The 17,032-nt window shown below is 37.7% G+C and carries 17 protein-coding genes; 4 read left to right on the top strand and 13 right to left on the bottom strand.

Translation table 11 applies throughout. From position 1 onward, the window contains the following. Nucleotides 1–92 precede the first annotated feature (92 nt). From O3616_RS02695 to efeO, 13 genes are all read right to left on the bottom strand, one after another. Nucleotides 93–452: a YbaN family protein gene (locus tag O3616_RS02695; protein WP_119919762.1), complete on the bottom strand. Its 360-nt coding sequence runs from the start codon at nt 450–452 to the stop codon at nt 93–95. Nucleotides 453–557: 105 nt separating this feature from the next. Beyond that, nucleotides 558–2,645, bottom strand: coding sequence for a type I DNA topoisomerase (topA, locus tag O3616_RS02690; protein ID WP_000179659.1), 2,088 nt, complete (start codon nt 2,643–2,645; stop codon nt 558–560). Between the two features lie 231 nt (nt 2,646–2,876). Next, nucleotides 2,877–3,725, bottom strand: coding sequence for a DNA-processing protein DprA (gene dprA, locus O3616_RS02685; RefSeq protein WP_049488782.1), 849 nt, complete (start codon nt 3,723–3,725; stop codon nt 2,877–2,879). A gap of 87 nt (nt 3,726–3,812) precedes the next feature. Next, nucleotides 3,813–4,502, bottom strand: a complete 690-nt coding sequence (locus tag O3616_RS02680; RefSeq protein ID WP_000643956.1) for a sugar phosphate nucleotidyltransferase — start codon at nt 4,500–4,502, stop codon at nt 3,813–3,815. 11 nt (nt 4,503–4,513) lie between these two features. Next, nucleotides 4,514–5,392 (bottom strand): DMT family transporter, encoded by an 879-nt coding sequence (locus O3616_RS02675; RefSeq protein WP_000791828.1) that lies wholly within the window; start codon nt 5,390–5,392, stop codon nt 4,514–4,516. Further along, the gene (locus tag O3616_RS02670; RefSeq protein WP_261010995.1) at nt 5,382–6,251 is read right to left on the bottom strand and encodes a phosphotransferase family protein; all 870 of its coding nucleotides are present in this window, start codon (nt 6,249–6,251) and stop codon (nt 5,382–5,384) included. Before O3616_RS02670 ends, O3616_RS02675 begins: the two co-directional genes overlap by 11 nt. Nucleotides 6,252–6,267: 16 nt before the next feature. Then, on the bottom strand, nt 6,268–7,290 hold the full coding sequence (locus O3616_RS02665) for a ribitol-5-phosphate dehydrogenase (RefSeq protein WP_000609877.1): 1,023 nt from the start codon (nt 7,288–7,290) through the stop codon (nt 6,268–6,270). 4 nt (nt 7,291–7,294) lie between these two features. After that, nucleotides 7,295–8,002 carry a 2-C-methyl-D-erythritol 4-phosphate cytidylyltransferase gene (locus O3616_RS02660; protein WP_004259627.1) on the bottom strand — a complete coding sequence of 236 codons (708 nt, stop codon included), beginning with the start codon at nt 8,000–8,002 and terminating at the stop codon, nt 7,295–7,297. Nucleotides 8,003–8,339: 337 nt separating this feature from the next. Then, nucleotides 8,340–8,510, bottom strand: a complete 171-nt coding sequence (gene tatA, locus O3616_RS02655; RefSeq protein ID WP_000512113.1) for a twin-arginine translocase TatA/TatE family subunit — start codon at nt 8,508–8,510, stop codon at nt 8,340–8,342. Continuing rightward, nucleotides 8,494–9,225 carry a twin-arginine translocase subunit TatC gene (gene tatC / locus O3616_RS02650; RefSeq protein ID WP_049491768.1) on the bottom strand — a complete coding sequence of 244 codons (732 nt, stop codon included), beginning with the start codon at nt 9,223–9,225 and terminating at the stop codon, nt 8,494–8,496. The genes tatA and tatC overlap by 17 nt, the downstream gene beginning before the upstream one ends. After that, nucleotides 9,226–10,914, bottom strand: a complete 1,689-nt coding sequence (locus O3616_RS02645) for an FTR1 family protein (protein ID WP_371638014.1) — start codon at nt 10,912–10,914, stop codon at nt 9,226–9,228. It lies immediately after the preceding gene. Continuing rightward, nucleotides 10,889–12,103: an iron uptake transporter deferrochelatase/peroxidase subunit gene (gene efeB, locus O3616_RS02640; RefSeq protein ID WP_371638013.1), complete on the bottom strand. Its 1,215-nt coding sequence runs from the start codon at nt 12,101–12,103 to the stop codon at nt 10,889–10,891. The genes O3616_RS02645 and efeB overlap by 26 nt, the downstream gene beginning before the upstream one ends. A 5-nt stretch (nt 12,104–12,108) precedes the next feature. Then, nucleotides 12,109–12,981, bottom strand: a complete 873-nt coding sequence (gene efeO, locus O3616_RS02635; protein WP_061087863.1) for an iron uptake system protein EfeO — start codon at nt 12,979–12,981, stop codon at nt 12,109–12,111. Between the two features lie 420 nt (nt 12,982–13,401). On the opposite strand from efeO, the gene O3616_RS02630 reads away from it, so the two are divergent. The 4 genes from O3616_RS02630 (at nt 13,402) to O3616_RS02615 (ending at nt 16,953) form a co-directional block, all read left to right on the top strand. Next, nucleotides 13,402–14,007 carry a recombinase family protein gene (locus O3616_RS02630; protein WP_371638012.1) on the top strand — a complete coding sequence of 202 codons (606 nt, stop codon included), beginning with the start codon at nt 13,402–13,404 and terminating at the stop codon, nt 14,005–14,007. Nucleotides 14,008–14,170: 163 nt separating this feature from the next. Further along, nucleotides 14,171–15,427 (top strand): LPXTG cell wall anchor domain-containing protein, encoded by a 1,257-nt coding sequence (locus O3616_RS02625; protein ID WP_371638011.1) that lies wholly within the window; start codon nt 14,171–14,173, stop codon nt 15,425–15,427. 15 nt (nt 15,428–15,442) lie between these two features. Next, nucleotides 15,443–15,907, top strand: coding sequence for an NINE protein (locus O3616_RS02620; RefSeq protein WP_371638010.1), 465 nt, complete (start codon nt 15,443–15,445; stop codon nt 15,905–15,907). Between the two features lie 2 nt (nt 15,908–15,909). Continuing rightward, nucleotides 15,910–16,953, top strand: coding sequence for a DUF6287 domain-containing protein (locus O3616_RS02615; protein WP_371638009.1), 1,044 nt, complete (start codon nt 15,910–15,912; stop codon nt 16,951–16,953). Nucleotides 16,954–17,032 lie beyond the last annotated feature (79 nt).

The following is a 17,032-nucleotide window of genomic DNA, read 5'->3' as shown; positions in this document are numbered from 1 at the left end:
TTGATTCTCCTTGAAGATTACTTTAAATTTATTATATCATATTGTTGTAAATATGTTTTCATTTTTATCAAGGTAAATAACCACTATTTTAACTATTCTTTGTCTGGAATAACCTTAAAGAGATAATAGGTGATAAAGATGGTCAAAGCACCCAGACCGATTTTGACTGGTAAGAGAGGTGCAAAATAAATGGAAATTCCCATCAAGATGTAGATAGAGACGATGATTTTTTTCTTACGTTCACGCGCAATAGACTTGGTCTCGCGAAAATCAGCTACATAACTCTGATAGAGCTTGGTATGATAAAGCCAATCTTCGAAGCGCTTGGAACTTCTTGAAAAACAAGCAATAGACAACAAAAGAAAAGGCGTTGTAGGCAACAAGGGTAAAACAACCCCAACAATAGCCAAGGCCAGTGATAAAAAACCAATTATCAGATAAATAAGACGCATAACTTCTCCTAGTTAAAATAATCTTCTTCTAGTTTCGCATACAATGATGAATTTTGTCAAGTTCTAACCAAAAGGAGCCTGAAATTCACTTTCAGGACTCTCCTCTTATTTAATCTTTTCTTCCTCGTAGTCGCCTTTGCTACAAACAACCTGCTTGCCACCACCGCGGACTTTTTTCTCCATGAGGAAGTTGCCACATTTTGGACAGTCACGACCAACAGGCTTATCCCAAGAGGTAAATTCACATTCTGGATAGCGATTGCAACCATAGAAAAGGCGGTTACGTTTGGTTTTACGCTCAATGATTTGTCCCTGATGACAACTTGGACACTCAACACCAATCTCTTTCACGATTGCTTGGGTATGACGGCAATCCGGGAAATTGCTACAAGCGTAGAACTTACCAAAACGACCAAGTTTAATGACCATTGGACTGCCACACACTTCACAGTCAAATCCAGCTGGTTCATCCTTGATTTGGATTTTTTCCATTTCCTCTTCAGCCTTAGCAACCTCTTTAGAGAAAGGTTTGTAAAAGGCATCAATGACACGTTGCCACTGCTCTTTTCCGACTTCGACATCATCCAGCTTGCCTTCCATTTCAGCTGTAAAAGTCACGTTTACGATATCTGGGAAATATTCAACGATGAGCTTGTTAACAATTTCTCCCAACTCTGTTGGTTCAAAACGTTTGGCCGCAAGGCGAACATAGTAACGTTTCTGAATAGTTTCAATGGTCGGTGCATAGGTTGACGGACGTCCAACCCCATTTTCCTCCAAGGTCTTGATAAGAGTCGCTTCAGAATAGCGAGCAGGCGGTTGAGTGAAATGTTGCTCTGGTTTGCTATTGACCTGTTTCACCACATCTCCAACAGCCATATCCGGTAACATCTTATTCTTGTCAGAATCATTATAAATAGCAAGATAACCATCAAACTTAACCTGACTACCATTAGCAGCAAATTGAACTCCATTTTGAGACAATTTAACAGCCATGGTATCAAAGACAGCAGCTGTCATTTGGCTCGCTACAAAACGATTCCAGATAAGAGTATAAAGCTTGAGTTGATCCTTATCCAGATACTTAGCGATGCTTTCAGGTGTATTAAAAACGCTAGACGGGCGAATAGCCTCATGGGCATCCTGAGCACCTGATGCATTTTTGACCTTGCTACCATGCTTAGAATACTTGCTACCAAAACGGTCCGTAATGAAACTTGCTGCTTCGTTCTGCGCTACTGGACTGATACGAGTCGAATCGGTACGCATATAGGTAATCAAACCTTGAACACCAGAACCGATATTAATTCCTTCATAGAGCTGTTGGGCAACCATCATGGTTTTTCGAGTACGGAAATTGATTTTATTGGCAGCATCCATCTGCATAGATGAAGTGGTATAGGGTAATGGAGCATTGCGTTTGCGCTCTTTCTTATCCACCTGATCTACTGAAAAATCTTTACTAGTCAGACGAGATAAGACTTCCTTGACCTCATCATTACTAGTCAGTTTTAGCTTTTTACCATCTACTCCATAGAAGGAAGCCTGAAATTGCTTGGTTCCCTTCTTAAAGACACCATCAATTGTCCAGTATTCTTCAGGCTGGAAGGCGTTGATTTCATTCTCACGGTCAATGATGAGTTTAAGGGCAATGGACTGTACGCGCCCTGCTGACAAACCCTTCTTGACCTTTTTCCACAAAATAGGCGAAATCGAATAGCCTACCAAGCGGTCCAAAACACGACGAGCTTGTTGGGCATCTACCAAGTCCATATCAATCTTGCGCGGTTCTTTAAAAGCATTTTTGACTGCATCCTTGGTGATTTCATTGAAGACCACACGGTTGGCATCATTTTCATCCAAGTTGAGAATATGAGCCAAATGCCAAGAAATCGCTTCTCCTTCACGGTCCGGGTCACTCGCCAGAAAGACTTTATTAGCTTTTTTAGCTTCTTTTTTCAAGTCATTGATAAGAGGACCTTTTCCTCGGATATTGATATATTGCGGTTCATAATTATTTTCAATATCGACGGACATACTGGATTTCTTCAAATCACGGATATGCCCGACACTGGCTAAAACCTTGTAGTTTCTGCCTAGATATTTTTCAATCGTCTTGGCCTTAGCAGGCGACTCCACGATTACTAGATTTTTTTTAACTGTTGATTTTTTCTTTTTTGTTGCCGTAGCCACAGTATCACACCTTTTCAAAGTAATAAACTTTATAAAGTGTAAACCATTTTGCCATAACTGTCAAGACTTAGCTACTATAATAGAAGAAAAGTTTGTCTAGTAAACGGACTTTCTTCTTATACTCAATGAAAATCAAAGAGCAAACTAGGAAGCTAGCCGCAGGTTGCTCAAAACACTGTTTTGAGGTTGCAGATGGAAGCTGACGTGGTTTGAAGAGATTTTCGAAGAGTATTAAAATTCAAATTCCGCAAGAACATCTTGCCCACTGGTGACCAATTTTGCTCCTTCTTGAATCAAATGATGACATCCATCAGATAGTCCATCTAAAATGCTACCAGGTATAGCAAAAACATCGCGTCCTTCTTCCATTGCCCTCTCACAGGTAATGAGACTACCTGAACGCATCTTAGCCTCTGCTACAATCACACCACGACAAAGTCCAGCAATGATGCGATTACGGGCAGGAAAATGAAATTTTAGAGGTTGTTCACCAGGTCCATACTCACTGAGAACCAGATGGTCATTGCCGATGTAGTCTTGCAAGCGTTTATTAGCTTTAGGATAAAACACATCCAGTCCTGTTCCAATCACTGCAATGGTTTTTCCGCCATTCTGAAGAGCTGCCATATGAGCTGCTGTGTCAATTCCCTTAGCTAATCCACTGACGATAACCAGTTCATTTTCCAAACCCTGAATGACTTTTTCAACTGACTTAGCTCCCTGTTTGCTACAAGCGCGACTACCCACAACTGCTACCTTAGGAAATTTCAAGAGATCCAGATTTCCCTTGTAAAATAAAAGCACAGGTGCATCATAAATTTCACTCAAATCCCAAGGGTAACAGTCGTCTAAAATAGAGAAAGATTGAAATTTTTGAAATTCTTTCTCCAAATGCGCATCATCTATCTGAAAATAACGTTCCATAAAAACAGCTGGATTTCGGCAACCTGATATATCTGCAATATCACCTAACAACAGTTCTTGATCAACATTTTCACCGTATTCTAGGACATTCAAAATCTGTTGATTGGTCAAACCTGATTTTTTTAACTTATAGATTTCATAGTTTGTGATTTTCATAAATATCTCCATTTCTTTTTCTACTCATCTATTTATTCGTAAAAAAATCAAAAAACATCCGACTATTTCAGCCAGATGTTGGAATCTTTAATTTTCGTTTTTAAGAATTTCTTCTAATTTATGATAGTCTTGGACACTGTCAATTTCATAGATGCTATTGCCTTCTAATTCTTCAACATAGACATCTAGCTCTTTGATATTATCCTTAACCATATTGTCCCAGTAGAGATCAACAAATTCACCACTTGCATAGGCCTTATCTATAAAGCTAACAATTTTTGCTGCTGTTGGAGCATCCCAGAAGGATACCCCACTAAGAATGCGACCAGCTTTGCTATCAACAATAATGTCTTGAACTTTGTAGTCATCCCCATAGACCAAGAACCATTCGTTGGTACAATCTTCACGATAAACACTAAAATAAGTAGAACGTGTCAAATCATTGCGGAACATATTTTTAAAGAGATAATTATCGGCATCGATAACGTAACTGTTAGCTAATTCTTCTTTTACAAGATAGAGAGAGTAAAAGTTATTGTAGTCAGCGTATTTATCATTGAAAACGAGGCGAACACCATATTTTTCTTTTAAGTAATCAAATTGTTCTTTAAGGTAACCAACAATGATGATGATATCATGGATACCTTTTTCTTTTAAAAACTCAATTTGGTATTCAATCAAAGGTTTTTGATTAACCTGAACCAAGGCTTTAGGGGTATTTTCAGTCATAGGACGCAAGCGAGTTCCCAATCCCGCTGCTAAGATGATGGCTTTCACACGAATCTCCTTTATTCTTTAATAATAATATAAACTCCAGCAATAACGACAAGTGACGTAATAATTGTCAGCATATCTAGCGGTGCACCCAAGAAAACAACTGCAAACAAGACTGTCCATACTACATAGCTCACGTTCAAGCCTGTAGCCTTGGCTGGTTGCAAGCGATTGATAGCGATATAATAAGCCAAGTAGGAAATCATATCAAAGGCTGCAAAGACAATCATAAGACCTAGTAATTGTCCATTGGCTACTTCTGCAAATGACTGATGAGAGAAGAGCACAATCACAAGATAGGACAAGAATGAAGTCACTTGACGGATTAAGAGTGCTTCGATTTCACTTAATTCACTTTCCATAGCAAAGGAGCTGAGAACACTCTCACTCCCCCATGCAATGGCACAAACCAAAGCACAGAGAATCCCAATATAGAAGGAATTGACCTGTTCAACCTTATAGGTCTGGGCAATAATCCCTGCAATAATCAAGACAATCCCAAACACAGTATTTTTTGAAATCTTGTGCTTCAAAAAGAAGAAAGCCAATAAAACTGAAATCGCAGGGTAAATAGCTGATACAGATGAAGCTAAAGAACTTCCGATATACTTAACTGCATAAAGATTGGCCTGCATACCGATAGGGCCTGCTAGTAAGGCTCCGATGATAACACTAACATTGCGAATATTTAAGAAAATTGAGAGACGAACTTTTCCTTCTTTTACCAAGAGAAAAGCTAGTAAGATAAAGATACTCAAGAAATCATGAGCAGCGGCTACCACAAAGGGTGACAAATCTGTAAAAATCGAAAAGATATAAGCACTGATCGTTAGACCTAAACCCCAGAAAATACCTGAGAGTAGACCAAAAGAAACTCCATTTTTATTTTTCATCTGAACCTCCAGAATATGACAAACCTTTAACAGCTCTTTGGTAACGACTCACACCATAGTCACCAAAATCTGCACCTTGCTCTTCTTTGTAGACTGTCCATAAACTCCAAATAGCATCTTGTAAAATTTTATAAATGGCAATCTTTTCACGAGAGACAGGTGTTTGCTCACTCTCATAGTGAGATAAGAAGGCTTCTTCCTCTTGACGAGTGAATTCAGACTCTAAAAAGAGGGCAGCCAAATCCCACATTGGATCGTTCATTGATGAATATTCCCAGTCAATCAGATAAAGTCGTCCTTGTGGTGACTCGATAAAGTTTTCAGGCACCAAATCGATATGACAAGATTTTCTGTCAACACCTAAGTCAGCCAGTCTTTTCTCTAAGGAGAAGACTTCTTCTCGAACAGCTTCATAGTTGGCATAAGGGATTTTCTCTTCAATCAAGGATTCGTATTTTTTGATTTCTTCAAAAGGAGCAAATTCTCCTCTTAACTCCTTACCAGATGCATGAATAGTTTGTAATATTGGAGCAATTTTATCAAATTTGGTCTTGATTGACCTTGAATCAAGCGTAATCGCAGATTCGATATACTCATTTACTTTGATACCAGCTTCAATATCAAAAAGATAATTTTTGACATCCAGGTCTAAATCTTTGAGTAGTTCAAGATTGTACTTTTCATCTTGACGATTGATCAGTTTTTCTGTCCCTTTCCCAAAGAATTTAACAATATATTGCTTATTTGTTGTTTTGACCAAATAGTTTTGATTGGTCATACCTCCCAGTTGTTCAACACTGAGGACTTCCTCTTCTTGACTAAGTAGGGAAGAAATTTTTTCTTTAATAATTTTCTCCACAATTAACCTCCAGCACCTATACTTCCCACTTAAACACTGTTTTAAAGGCTGTGTTTAAATCGGTCGCAAAGACACGGTGAATATCTTTAATTTCTCTTACAGGTTCTTCTAGATAAAGGATATTTTTAAGACGATTAGCAAATTTCTTGACTTCCATCATTTGGATTGCATTTTCAAAATCGATGCGACCAGAACGAGAGGAACCAACCAAGAGTAGGCCTTTTTCTAAAGCATCGCGTGTATTCAGATTGACTTTATATTCGCTAACGCCCATCATGAGAATCGTTCCCTGAGGACGAATGTAGCGAATCAAGTCATTTATAGCTGGTCCAGTACCATCACCACCACAACACTCAAAAGCATGGTCAAAGGCTAAATCTTCAGGAATATTATCAGTAATATAGCATTCTTTGGCAAATGAGAAGAGTTCTAACTTTTCCCAATGACGACCAATAACCACAATCTCTGCTTCTGGCAAAGTATAGTTGATAATATTGGCAACCACAAAAGCTAAACTTCCATCTCCGATAACAGCAATTCGGTCCCGCTTGCTATGAGCAAGGGTCAATAGACGATTCATAGCGTGCATGCCGACACTGACAAACTCTGTAATCGCTGCAACCGTATCTTCGATAGCATCATAAGCCACCACACGATCTTTAGGGAGAGAAACAAACTCTCTCATAAAGCCATCAAAGCCACTAGACAAGAAATGGGTCCCTGTCATGTAGTTTTCATAGAATTCTTCATCACTCTGCATAGGAGGCTGATTGGGAATCATGACAACTTTTTGACCAACCTCATAGGTTCCTGTCGGGTCAGAAATAACGGTTCCACATGACTCGTGAATCATTGCCATTGGAAGCTTTTTATTCAAAATCTTCGGATCACGTTTTCCTTGGTAGTAACGCTGATCCGCATGACAGACCGCCATATAATTAGGGCGGATGAGGATATGATTCTCTTGGTCAATAGCCTCTTCCTGATATTTGACATTGATAAACTTAGGCTTTGTTAGTTGGTAAATTTGATTAATCATTTTATTACTCTTCCTCAATCATGCTTTTTGCAATCTTCAAATCTGTTACTGTAGTAATTTTCAGATTTGAATATTCACCCTTAGCCAAGGCTACATCTTTTCCTTTGATTACAAAGATTTTACATGCATCTGTTAAGATTTCTTTCTCTTCGGCAGAGAGAGAACCGTAAAGATCCATGAAGTCCTTGCAACGGAATGTTTGAGGTGTTTGTCCTTGATAGAGGTGAGCACGATTTGGAATATCTGTAATAAATTGACCGTTAGTACTTTCAACGATAGTATCAACCGCTTCTACCACTGTGTCCACTGCGTCATGATTTTGAGCAAGTTGGATATTGTCCTGAATCATGCGAAGCGTAATAAATGGACGAACAGAATCGTGGGTAACAACGATGTCCTCTGGAGTAAGCGGACGATAAGCATCAATGGCTTCAATGATTTTCTCAATACTCGTATTACGGTCAGCACCACCTTTTGTAATGATGATACGATCCTTATGAAGAGGTAGATATTTATCTACAAGATCCTCTGCATGGGAAACCCAGTCTCCATGAACCCCAACCACAATTTTTTCAATACTTGGTTCCAAGACAAATTTTTCAATTGTATGAATCAAAATAGGTCGATCACCTAGCTCTAAAAATTGTTTTGGCAAATTACTGATTCCCATACGTGTGCCAGTTCCACCGGCAAGAATTCCTGCATAAATCATCTATTTTCTCCTTTGTCTTACTAAAAAAACTTATTCTCTCTATTATACCACAATCTAGTCCTATCATAAAAGAAATACTAGTCATCCCGTTCTAGAATAGGAGGATTAAGCAGTTCCATTATTCAAAGAAACTAGTCCATTTCTAGTAGTGACTAGGAATTCAATAGTCATTACTAATAAATGGCTGTGAAATTTTAGAGTTCTTCAGAATAATATAGTTTTCTTAAAGAAAGCTTAAATTTATATTTTCTTAATACAAGAAAAAGCTAGGAAATAATAAATTGTCCGATAGAGACACACTTCCTAACTTTTTATTTTTTAGTAAAACTCACCAGTCTTACTCTTCCTTATCTTGATTTTCAGTTCCTTTAACTGCTTTTTTAAATTCAGACAGCATTTTACCGATTGACTCTCCTAGTTCAGGCAATCGCTTTGGTCCGAAGATCAAGAGAGCTCCTAAAACGATAATAATCAATCCTGGTGCTCCGATATCACGTAAGATTCCCATTTCTCTCTCCTTTCTGCTTGCGTTTCATAATGTGTTTGCTGATGGAAATACTTAATTCATAGAGTAAAATCAAGGGGGCAGTCATTGCCAAATCGCTGACAAAGTCAGCTGGTGTCAAGATGACTGCGAGTACCAATAAAATAAAATAAGCATATCGGCGATAAGCAATCAATAATTCTGGTCCAATGAGTCCAATTGACGTCAAAAAGGCAATGATAACTGGCAATTCAAAAATCAGAGCCAAGGGCAAGGTCGTTTGAAAAACAAAGGACAGATAATTTTGAGCTGTTAACTGTGTTTCAAATAGTCCTTCTCCTAGCCCTAATAAAACCTGAAGTAAGGCTGGTGTTACAAAGTAAAAACCAAAAGCCAGTCCAACTAGAAAACAAAGGAAACTAGCTGGAATATAGGCAAAAATTGCTCTAGCTTCTTCCTTTCTTAAACCAGGTTTGATGAAAGACCAAATATGATAAACTGTATAAGGTAGGGTGATGGTAAAGGCCATCAAACTAGCCAAACGTATGTATATCCATAAAATATCATTAGGACCTAAAACAATCAACTTTTGCTGAAAAGATTGGGTCACATACTGGTAAATCTGGTCTGCAAAAAGCAGAGAAACACAGAATACCAAAAAGAAACAAATGACTACTGCCAATAATCTCTTTCTAAATTCTACCAGATGTTCAACGATTGTCAATTCTTTTCTATCCATCTATTTTTCACCCTGTCTGAAAGTGACAATCAAAACGATAACAACAAAGATTAGCTGACTGACCAAGCCTTCCCAACTTGGATAAATTCCAAGTAAGTCAATAGTTGGAAAGCCTGTCAGCAAGTGATTTGGTGCCATATTGGTCAACTGAAGAGCATGGACACTAACCCCAAGCATCTTGAAAGCCAGAGCATAAATCATCCAAGTCAGGATAAAGAAGACCTTATGTGGCAGGAAGAATTGACTGGCCTTGTTCATCACGATGGCAATAACTACCAGAACCAGCAAGGCAAGTGAAATTCCCAAGACAAATTCAAAACTGGAAATTCTTGGTAAAATCCCAACATAAAAAAGAATGGTTTCTGCTCCCTCACGGAAAACAGCTAGAAAACTGAGGGCAAACATAGAAATAAAGGATCCTGTCTTGGTCACTGTTTCCATTTGTGACTCCATAAAGGCATTCCATTTTTTGACTGAAGATTTGCTATGAAGCCAGATTCCAATCACAATCATCATAGCTACCGCAAAAATCCCAACTGCTCCTTCGATGATTTCACGATTGGATCCTGATGTTACTGCTGGAAAGGCAATTTGCAGGATAAAAGCAATAAGAAGACTGGCCATGATTCCAGTGATAGCACCACCATAAACCCACTTGAGCCCTTTTCGCATCTTGGCTGCTTTCAAGGTTGTTACCAAGGCCATAACGATTAAGAGAGCCTCTACACCTTCTCTTAGAAGAATCAGCATGGCATCAAAGGCATTGTAACGTGCGCTGGTATCAATTTGTGATAAATCTGCAATCAGTTTTTCTAATTTTTCTTGATATTCCTTCTCACTTCCCTTGACCATAATCACAGGGCTTTCGCTTTCCACTCGAGTATAGAGGGAAGGATTGGTCGTGCTGACAGAACCTTCAATCGTTGGCCAGATAGTGATAAATTCCTTCATACTAGCTGCTCCTGATGATGGATCACCAGTTTGGAATTGTTCAAAAGCCTTCTTCAAAAGGGCAATACCATCTTTGAGACTCAAATCAGAAGATGCTTCTGCGACTTCTTTTCCAGTTAAAAAATCATCAATAGTCTTTTTTAAGTCCTCAAAGGAAGTCTGGATAGAATTAAAATCAGTAGGCTCAGTCTCCATGCTACTACGCAGGAAGGAAATAGCTGTTTCAACACGTCCATAATGGGCTGTACTATTGTCACGAACCACACTTTCATTGATAGTCCAAGTGGAATTCATTCTCTTAAAGGCTTCACGGACCTTTTCCAAATCTTTGGAGGCAATAGCTTGTTCCAAGGCTTCAAAACGAGGACTTAGACGGTTGACCAATTTTTCCTTTTCCGCATCTAAGTCAACAGGATTTTGTTCTTTTTCAAAGGCTAATAGGGCTGCAGAAATTTCGGTGAGTTTGTCTTCAGTAATCTCTCCTGATTGAGCTAACTTTTCCTTAACGACTTTACCAGCCTCTGAATCCTTATTTTCTACTCTTTCGAAATCTGATGCGATCTCTGCAACGAGTTTCTGGGCCTCAGACTGATTACCATTTTTAACCGCTTTGGACGCATCTGTGATTTTCACAAAATAAAAACTCAAGCTTTCTTGGGCACCTACTGGGGAAAGAATTAAAAGTGACAAAGCTAAAACCAAGAACCAGCTTTTAGCCTTCCAATAATTTCTGACCAATGTAGCCTCCTTTCTCCACACCACCAAAACAAGCAAAGAGTCCACTACCGATGTGAGTGATATATTCATTCATCTTATCTGTAGCACCTAGATTGGTTTGAACTTTAACAAAGTTATCAGGATCTTTTTGGAAAGAAATAAAGAGCAAGCCCGTATCAAACTGACCAGTCTTTTCATCGATCCCATCAGAGTATGAATAAGAACGACGTAAAAGGGGCTTGTCCACTTCCTTAGCCAAACGAACATGCGAATCATCTGGCAAAAGACTCAAATCCACTTCATCAAACTCGTTTTTCTTACCAAAGGGGGCACCACTTTCCTTGTAACGACCAAAGGTATTTTCTTGCTCTTCAAGACTAGTGCGGTCCCAGGTCTCTAAAAACATCTGAATCCGACGAACTGCCATATAAGAACCATTTTCCATCCAGTCCTTACTATCAGCCCAGATGACGCGGTCAAAGTCTTTCTCCTTGGTTGGATTTGCTGTTCCATCTTTAAAACCAAAGAGGTTACGCGGTGTCTCCATTCGATCCCCGATCGCTGCAAAACCAGACTGACTCCAACGAAGGGTCACTGCATTTCTGCCCTTACGGATGAGATTGCGAATAGCATGAAAGGCAACCTGCTCATCATCTGCACAAGCCTGGATGACAATATCTCCACCAGTATATTTTTCTCGTAATTGCTCTTTAGGAAAAGGCGGTAAATCCCTGAATACTTGAGGACGCTTGTTCTCCAAGTTCATCTTTTTCAAGAAACTGGCAGACACACCAAAAGTCAGCGTCAAACGATGAGGATTGAGCCCAACTGTCTCACCAGTATCGCTTGGAGGCAAGAGAGCATTCTGGCCATCTTTTTTAACCAGTTCCCCCTCAACCAACTTGGCACTATAATCCGTCCAATCCTTGAACAACTGGATAATCTTATCCTTATCCGTCGTGTGCAAGTCCAAGACAACAAAATAGATATTTTTTTGCATGGGCGTACTAATCCCAGCTTGATGCTTGCCATAAAAAGCAATTTTTTCTTTTCCGTACGAGATTTTTTCCTGACTTCCTAGCTTAGGTGCGAAAAAAGCAGAAGCACCAGAGAGTCCTAGCGCTAAACCAGCCCCTCCAATCCCTGCTTTTTTTAGAAATTCTCGACGGTCCATTTTCTTCTCAAAAAACTTTTCGTCTTTTTCAGTCATTACTCTTACTCTCCACTAAGAAATTTACCCATTTGTGACAGAGGTTCACCAAGTTTTGTCACAGCTTCTGACAATTCTTTGGTATCTTCTTTTGTCAAATCTGTATAAAGTTTGTAGTGTTCCTTGTCGGTCATGTGTTTGTCCAACAAGCTATTAACAGATTTGAAATCTGCTTCCAATTCTTTAACTAGGTTAGCGTCTGATTTTTCAAGCAAAGGTTTAAAGAGTTGGAAAATCTTCTCAGCACCCTCAATATTGGCACGGAAATCATACAAGTCTGTGTGAGAATAAATTTCCTCTTCACCTGTAATCTTGCTTGTTGCTACTTCGTTAAGCAAGTCAACTGCTCCAGTCAACATGACCTTGTAGTCCACATCCACAGTTGCAATCTTGGCTTTCAATTCCTTGATATCATTTACCAACTGATCGCCGTAGCTTTCAGTTCCTTTAGTGGTATTATCTTCCCAAAGGATACGTTCGATACGGTGGAAACCTGACCAACCTTCTTCTGTCTTGTTTTCGTCCATGTAGTCTGCTAAACGGAAGTCAATCTTGACATCTGACTCACCAAAACTCTCTGCAATTGGTTCTGAACGCTCATAAGACATACGAATCAGTGGATAAACCTTTTTGGCTTCTTCTAACTTACCTTCTTTCAAAAGTTTGACAAAGCCTTCCGTATCTGTCAAAAGTTTATCAATTTGCTCTTGCACAAAAGTCTTATAGTCAGCTGTGGCCTTATCAAGCATTTTCTGCTTATCTTCAGACAAGGCTGTCACCTTAGACGAATCACTTGTGTTGCTTTGTTTAGATTGGTTGTTAGCACAAGCTGTCAATAGTAAGGCTGAAGATAAAAGAACAAAACCTAGTTTTTTCATTGTTTACTCCTATTGGTTCAGGAAACCTGAATTAATTTTACGTTTCATTATACCATGTTTTCACTCATTTTTCAATAAATTTTCAGACAATTTAATGTTGAGTAATTTATACTAATAATAGACTTTTAACCTCAAAATTGATAAAATAGGAAGGAAAATAATTGTAAAAGGAAATTATAAAACACTATGATGAACATGCAAAAATTGAACATACTGTTTTTAATTTTTGTAAACATCAAAAAGGTTGATTTAAAAGGATTTTAAGTCTTTATGATTTTTTATCCAATACTACTATTCACGCAAACAAGACAAAATCTTGGCAAAAAATACAGTAGCAAAGAGTACACCAAACTACCACTCATTATGGGCGGTAGTTTTCTTTTTGTCTAAAATAGAGATAAAAAGATAGGTGGTAACCTTATGCGTTATGGTTATGTACGAGTATCCACTAAGGAGCAAAATATCGATAGACAAATGTCTGCTTTGTCATTAGAAAATATCCCCAAAAGTCAAATTTTTATAGATAGGGCCTCTGGAAAAGATTTTGACAGGGCAGAATACCAAAAATTGCTAAAAGTCCTACAAGCAGATGATGAGATAGTTATTAAATCAATTGATAGACTCGGACGGAACTACGATGATATTTTAGAACAATGGCAGTTACTCACCAAGATAAAAAAGGTACATATCAGTGTTTTAGATTTTCCACTCTTAAACACTAAAAATACCAGCGATACAATCACTGGCAAACTAATTTCTGATTTGGTTTTACAAGTTCTATCCTATGTGTCACAAATGGAAAGAGAACAAATTAAGCAAAGACAACTAGAAGGAATTCGAGAAGCTCAAAAAAGGGGCAAACAATTCGGAAGACCGAAGCTAAATGTTCCACCAAATTTTTATGATTTAGCAAAAAAACACAGACAAAAAGAAATAACTATTCGTGAAGGAGCAGAAATCTTAGGAGTTTCAAAAAGTACTTTTCATAATTGGCTAAAAAACTATAGTTTTTGTCAAAAAAGGTAGGAAATTTTGGACAACTAATATTTCAATATTTGTAATCCAAAATAATGAAAAATTTAGTATTTTGATGGATTATATCTTCTGTATTCATTCTATCAATTTTGTCCATAAAAGTCTACATTATTGGACAAAGGATTGCTTCAAAATAATAGGAGGTCTCTTTTTAATGAAGACAAAATCTACAATTAAACTTTTTGCTACTGCTATCTTAGTTACTGCAACAATTAACTCATTAAACGTAGCTACTCATCCTAGTGACGTTTCTGCCAGTGAAGTTACTCAAGTGCCAAATAAAAATAATGTCGGTACTCGTACGACTTTCGAAACTGATCCAGTATTTAAGAATTATGAAGATGCTGAAAAATATCTAGAGTCTTACGTTAAACCTACTATCGAAAAAAGCCGCTATGGTTATTTTACAGCAACTGTTTTGCCAGACGGTCTAGGTGGGAAATATCTCGTAGAAGGTTTTATTGATTCCCATTCAACAGACAATTCAGTGATAAAAGGGAATAAAGAAACTGCTCAAAAGATTGTTGATAATGCTGGTAAACCAATGCCAATCTCAGAGTCTGTTAAGCCTGCTGAAGATGTCAAACCTGTTACTCCAGCTAAGCCAGTAGATGCAGGGAAAACTTCTACTGATATTCAGGAAATTACTGGTGAATTTACTGAGATAAAAACAACTTCTACAGGAGTAATATTTAAAGCAAAATTATCTGAAGGGGTTCCCCATGCTGGTTCAGATATTCCCAACATTCAAGCAACTTTAACAGATAAGGCAACAGGAAAAGATGTTGCTAAGAGTAGTGTCGTATTAGAAGGTTTATCACAAGGATTAAAAAATCAAGCTTTAAATTCTCCTCTATATTACAGTAACCTCCTTGAGAGTACTATTTTTGAACCATCTCTTACCCCTGGAAACTATGTGCTAACAGTTGAAGGAACAACAGGAGCTCCTTATGGACAAAGTTCTGATAATAAAAAACGTCATTTTATTTTTAGAACAGAGGTTACATTGACAGGAGAGGGTAACTCAACAACTACTCAACCTGAAACACCAAAAGATAGTACAACAAAACCAAAAGCAGACCAGGCAACAAACAACACTGATAACAATCAACAGCCAAGCAATGACAAAAATAAACAAAGTTCTAACAATAACACTGGCAAGCAATATAAAAATGAATTAAGCACTAATAAAACTAGTGATACAAAGACAGGTAAACAAAATTCTGATAATACACTATCACAAGAAAAACAACAAACTACTAGTACTTCTACAACTAAACCAGAAAACAATAAAAACAATGACAAAAAAACTTTACCCAGCACAGGTGAATCAAGATCTATTTTTGGCTTTATCGGTACTGTCCTTTCAATCACTGGACTAGGATTTATCGTAAAACGCAAACGTGGGTAAGGAGGAATTAAACGAATGTATAAAATCATTAAAATTGAAGATGAAACAATTTATGTAGGGAAAGGTTCTGACGGGCAGTTTACTGCTATTCCACGAACTAGCTTTGGTTTCGAGCCACAACTAGGAGATTACGTAGAATTTTACCAAAATGGTAGTGAATACATCGTATCAAAAGTAGATAATCTAGCTAACTTTACTGACAATCTCCCCATCAATGGTCAAAGCGATAAATCTAAAGTTGCTGCAGGTTTACTTGCTTTATTTCTAGGTGCTCTAGGAGGGTATGATTTCTATATAGGAAATTCTAAACAAGGTATTATACGTCTTGTAATTACTTTATTAGGTATGATTCCATTCCTACTTCCATTTGTCATTCTGATTAACCTTATTTGGAATCTAATCATTGGAATCCAAGTATTAACATCAAAATCTGGAAATAAATGGCATAAAGATGCTCAAGGACTTGAACTACAAGATTAGCTATGATTAAAAAAACAACCTTATTTACGATTCTGGCTTTAACTAGCTTGACTCTTGTAGCCTGCCAACAAAAGCAAGAAGCTACTACTTCAGCAAGTACAGAACAAACGAGTTCCACTAGTACGGAAGCATCCAGCTCCTCTTCTGAAGTGAAGAAAATGGATTATACTTTATATAACCAGGTAATAGAAAAATATTCTCAACCACAAAATAAACCATCCAAGGATATTAATCCCAAAGCTAACCTAAAAGATAACTATCCACAAGTATATTCAGATATTGAATACTGCCTATATGATTTTGATAAAAATGGGACGGACGAACTAATCATTGCTTTGAAAATTAAGTCAGGTAAACATGACATTCTAGACATCAGAACGATTCAGAATGATAAAGTTATTCAACTCACTAATGCAGAAAATCATTTAGATTTTATCGGAGAAAAAGTGATTTTTGTCCCTCTTGAAGATGGATATTTTCAACTTTCAAGTGCATCTGGTGGTAAACAATCTCACAAACTCTATAAACTAAATACAAATACACCTGACTTGGAATTACTTACTGAATCAGATACAGAAGACGGCTTAGGAACTAGACCACCACTACTGAACCAAGATACATTTTCTTGGAAATCTGTAACAAAGCCAATATCAGGAGAATCAACACCTTCACAAGAAATTAAAGGAATGAATATTTCTTCTATCCAAAACGGTGATTTTTCAAGTATCTCTGGTACATGGCGCAATAGTGCTGGTGTAGAACTTGTATTTGATGAACATGGACTGGTTAGTGATAATTCGCAAGTTTCAATTGAACATGCTAAAGAAATTGACCACTATCTTAAAACAAGTTTACTTCCTAAAAATGGAGGAGCTGGTGGTTCTGCCCTTGCCTTTTTACCAGCTGGAGTTTCTTTAACTATGTCTGTCACCTCTTCTTCAGATAACAGCTATACCGACACATCTGATACAACGAAGGACCGCTTGTGGTCTGGACAGCAACTTATCAATGGCCACACTGACGGATTTTTCTACAAAGTAGAGTAATATTAGTAACCCCTTAAACTATTTAGTAACATTTCATAAACACATATAGGATAAATATTCTTATGCTCTTAGAATATCT

The sequence above is a fragment of the Streptococcus sp. 27098_8_86 genome (assembly GCF_041432595.1).
Lineage (GTDB): Bacteria > Bacillota > Bacilli > Lactobacillales > Streptococcaceae > Streptococcus > Streptococcus pneumoniae_F.
Note: the sequence above shows the minus strand (reverse complement) of the source record. Positions and strands in the feature narration are given on the sequence as shown.

What these genes read in the sequence shown, in the direction of transcription:
- O3616_RS02625 (WP_371638011.1), top strand. Translation starts at nt 14,171, where the DNA reads ATGAAGACAAAATCTACAATTAAACTTTTTGCTACTGCTATCTTAGTT.
- O3616_RS02615 (WP_371638009.1), top strand. Translation starts at nt 15,910, where the DNA reads ATGATTAAAAAAACAACCTTATTTACGATTCTGGCTTTAACTAGCTTG.
- O3616_RS02695 (WP_119919762.1), bottom strand. Translation starts at nt 452, where the DNA reads ATGCGTCTTATTTATCTGATAATTGGTTTTTTATCACTGGCCTTGGCT.
- O3616_RS02675 (WP_000791828.1), bottom strand. Translation starts at nt 5,392, where the DNA reads ATGAAAAATAAAAATGGAGTTTCTTTTGGTCTACTCTCAGGTATTTTC.
- O3616_RS02660 (WP_004259627.1), bottom strand. Translation starts at nt 8,002, where the DNA reads ATGATTTATGCAGGAATTCTTGCCGGTGGAACTGGCACACGTATGGGA.
- efeB (WP_371638013.1), bottom strand. Translation starts at nt 12,103, where the DNA reads ATGACTGAAAAAGACGAAAAGTTTTTTGAGAAGAAAATGGACCGTCGA.
- O3616_RS02630 (WP_371638012.1), top strand. Translation starts at nt 13,402, where the DNA reads ATGCGTTATGGTTATGTACGAGTATCCACTAAGGAGCAAAATATCGAT.
- O3616_RS02620 (WP_371638010.1), top strand. Translation starts at nt 15,443, where the DNA reads ATGTATAAAATCATTAAAATTGAAGATGAAACAATTTATGTAGGGAAA.
- tatA (WP_000512113.1), bottom strand. Translation starts at nt 8,510, where the DNA reads ATGGGAATCTTACGTGATATCGGAGCACCAGGATTGATTATTATCGTT.
- tatC (WP_049491768.1), bottom strand. Translation starts at nt 9,225, where the DNA reads ATGGATAGAAAAGAATTGACAATCGTTGAACATCTGGTAGAATTTAGA.
- O3616_RS02665 (WP_000609877.1), bottom strand. Translation starts at nt 7,290, where the DNA reads ATGATTAATCAAATTTACCAACTAACAAAGCCTAAGTTTATCAATGTC.
- dprA (WP_049488782.1), bottom strand. Translation starts at nt 3,725, where the DNA reads ATGAAAATCACAAACTATGAAATCTATAAGTTAAAAAAATCAGGTTTG.
- efeO (WP_061087863.1), bottom strand. Translation starts at nt 12,981, where the DNA reads ATGAAAAAACTAGGTTTTGTTCTTTTATCTTCAGCCTTACTATTGACA.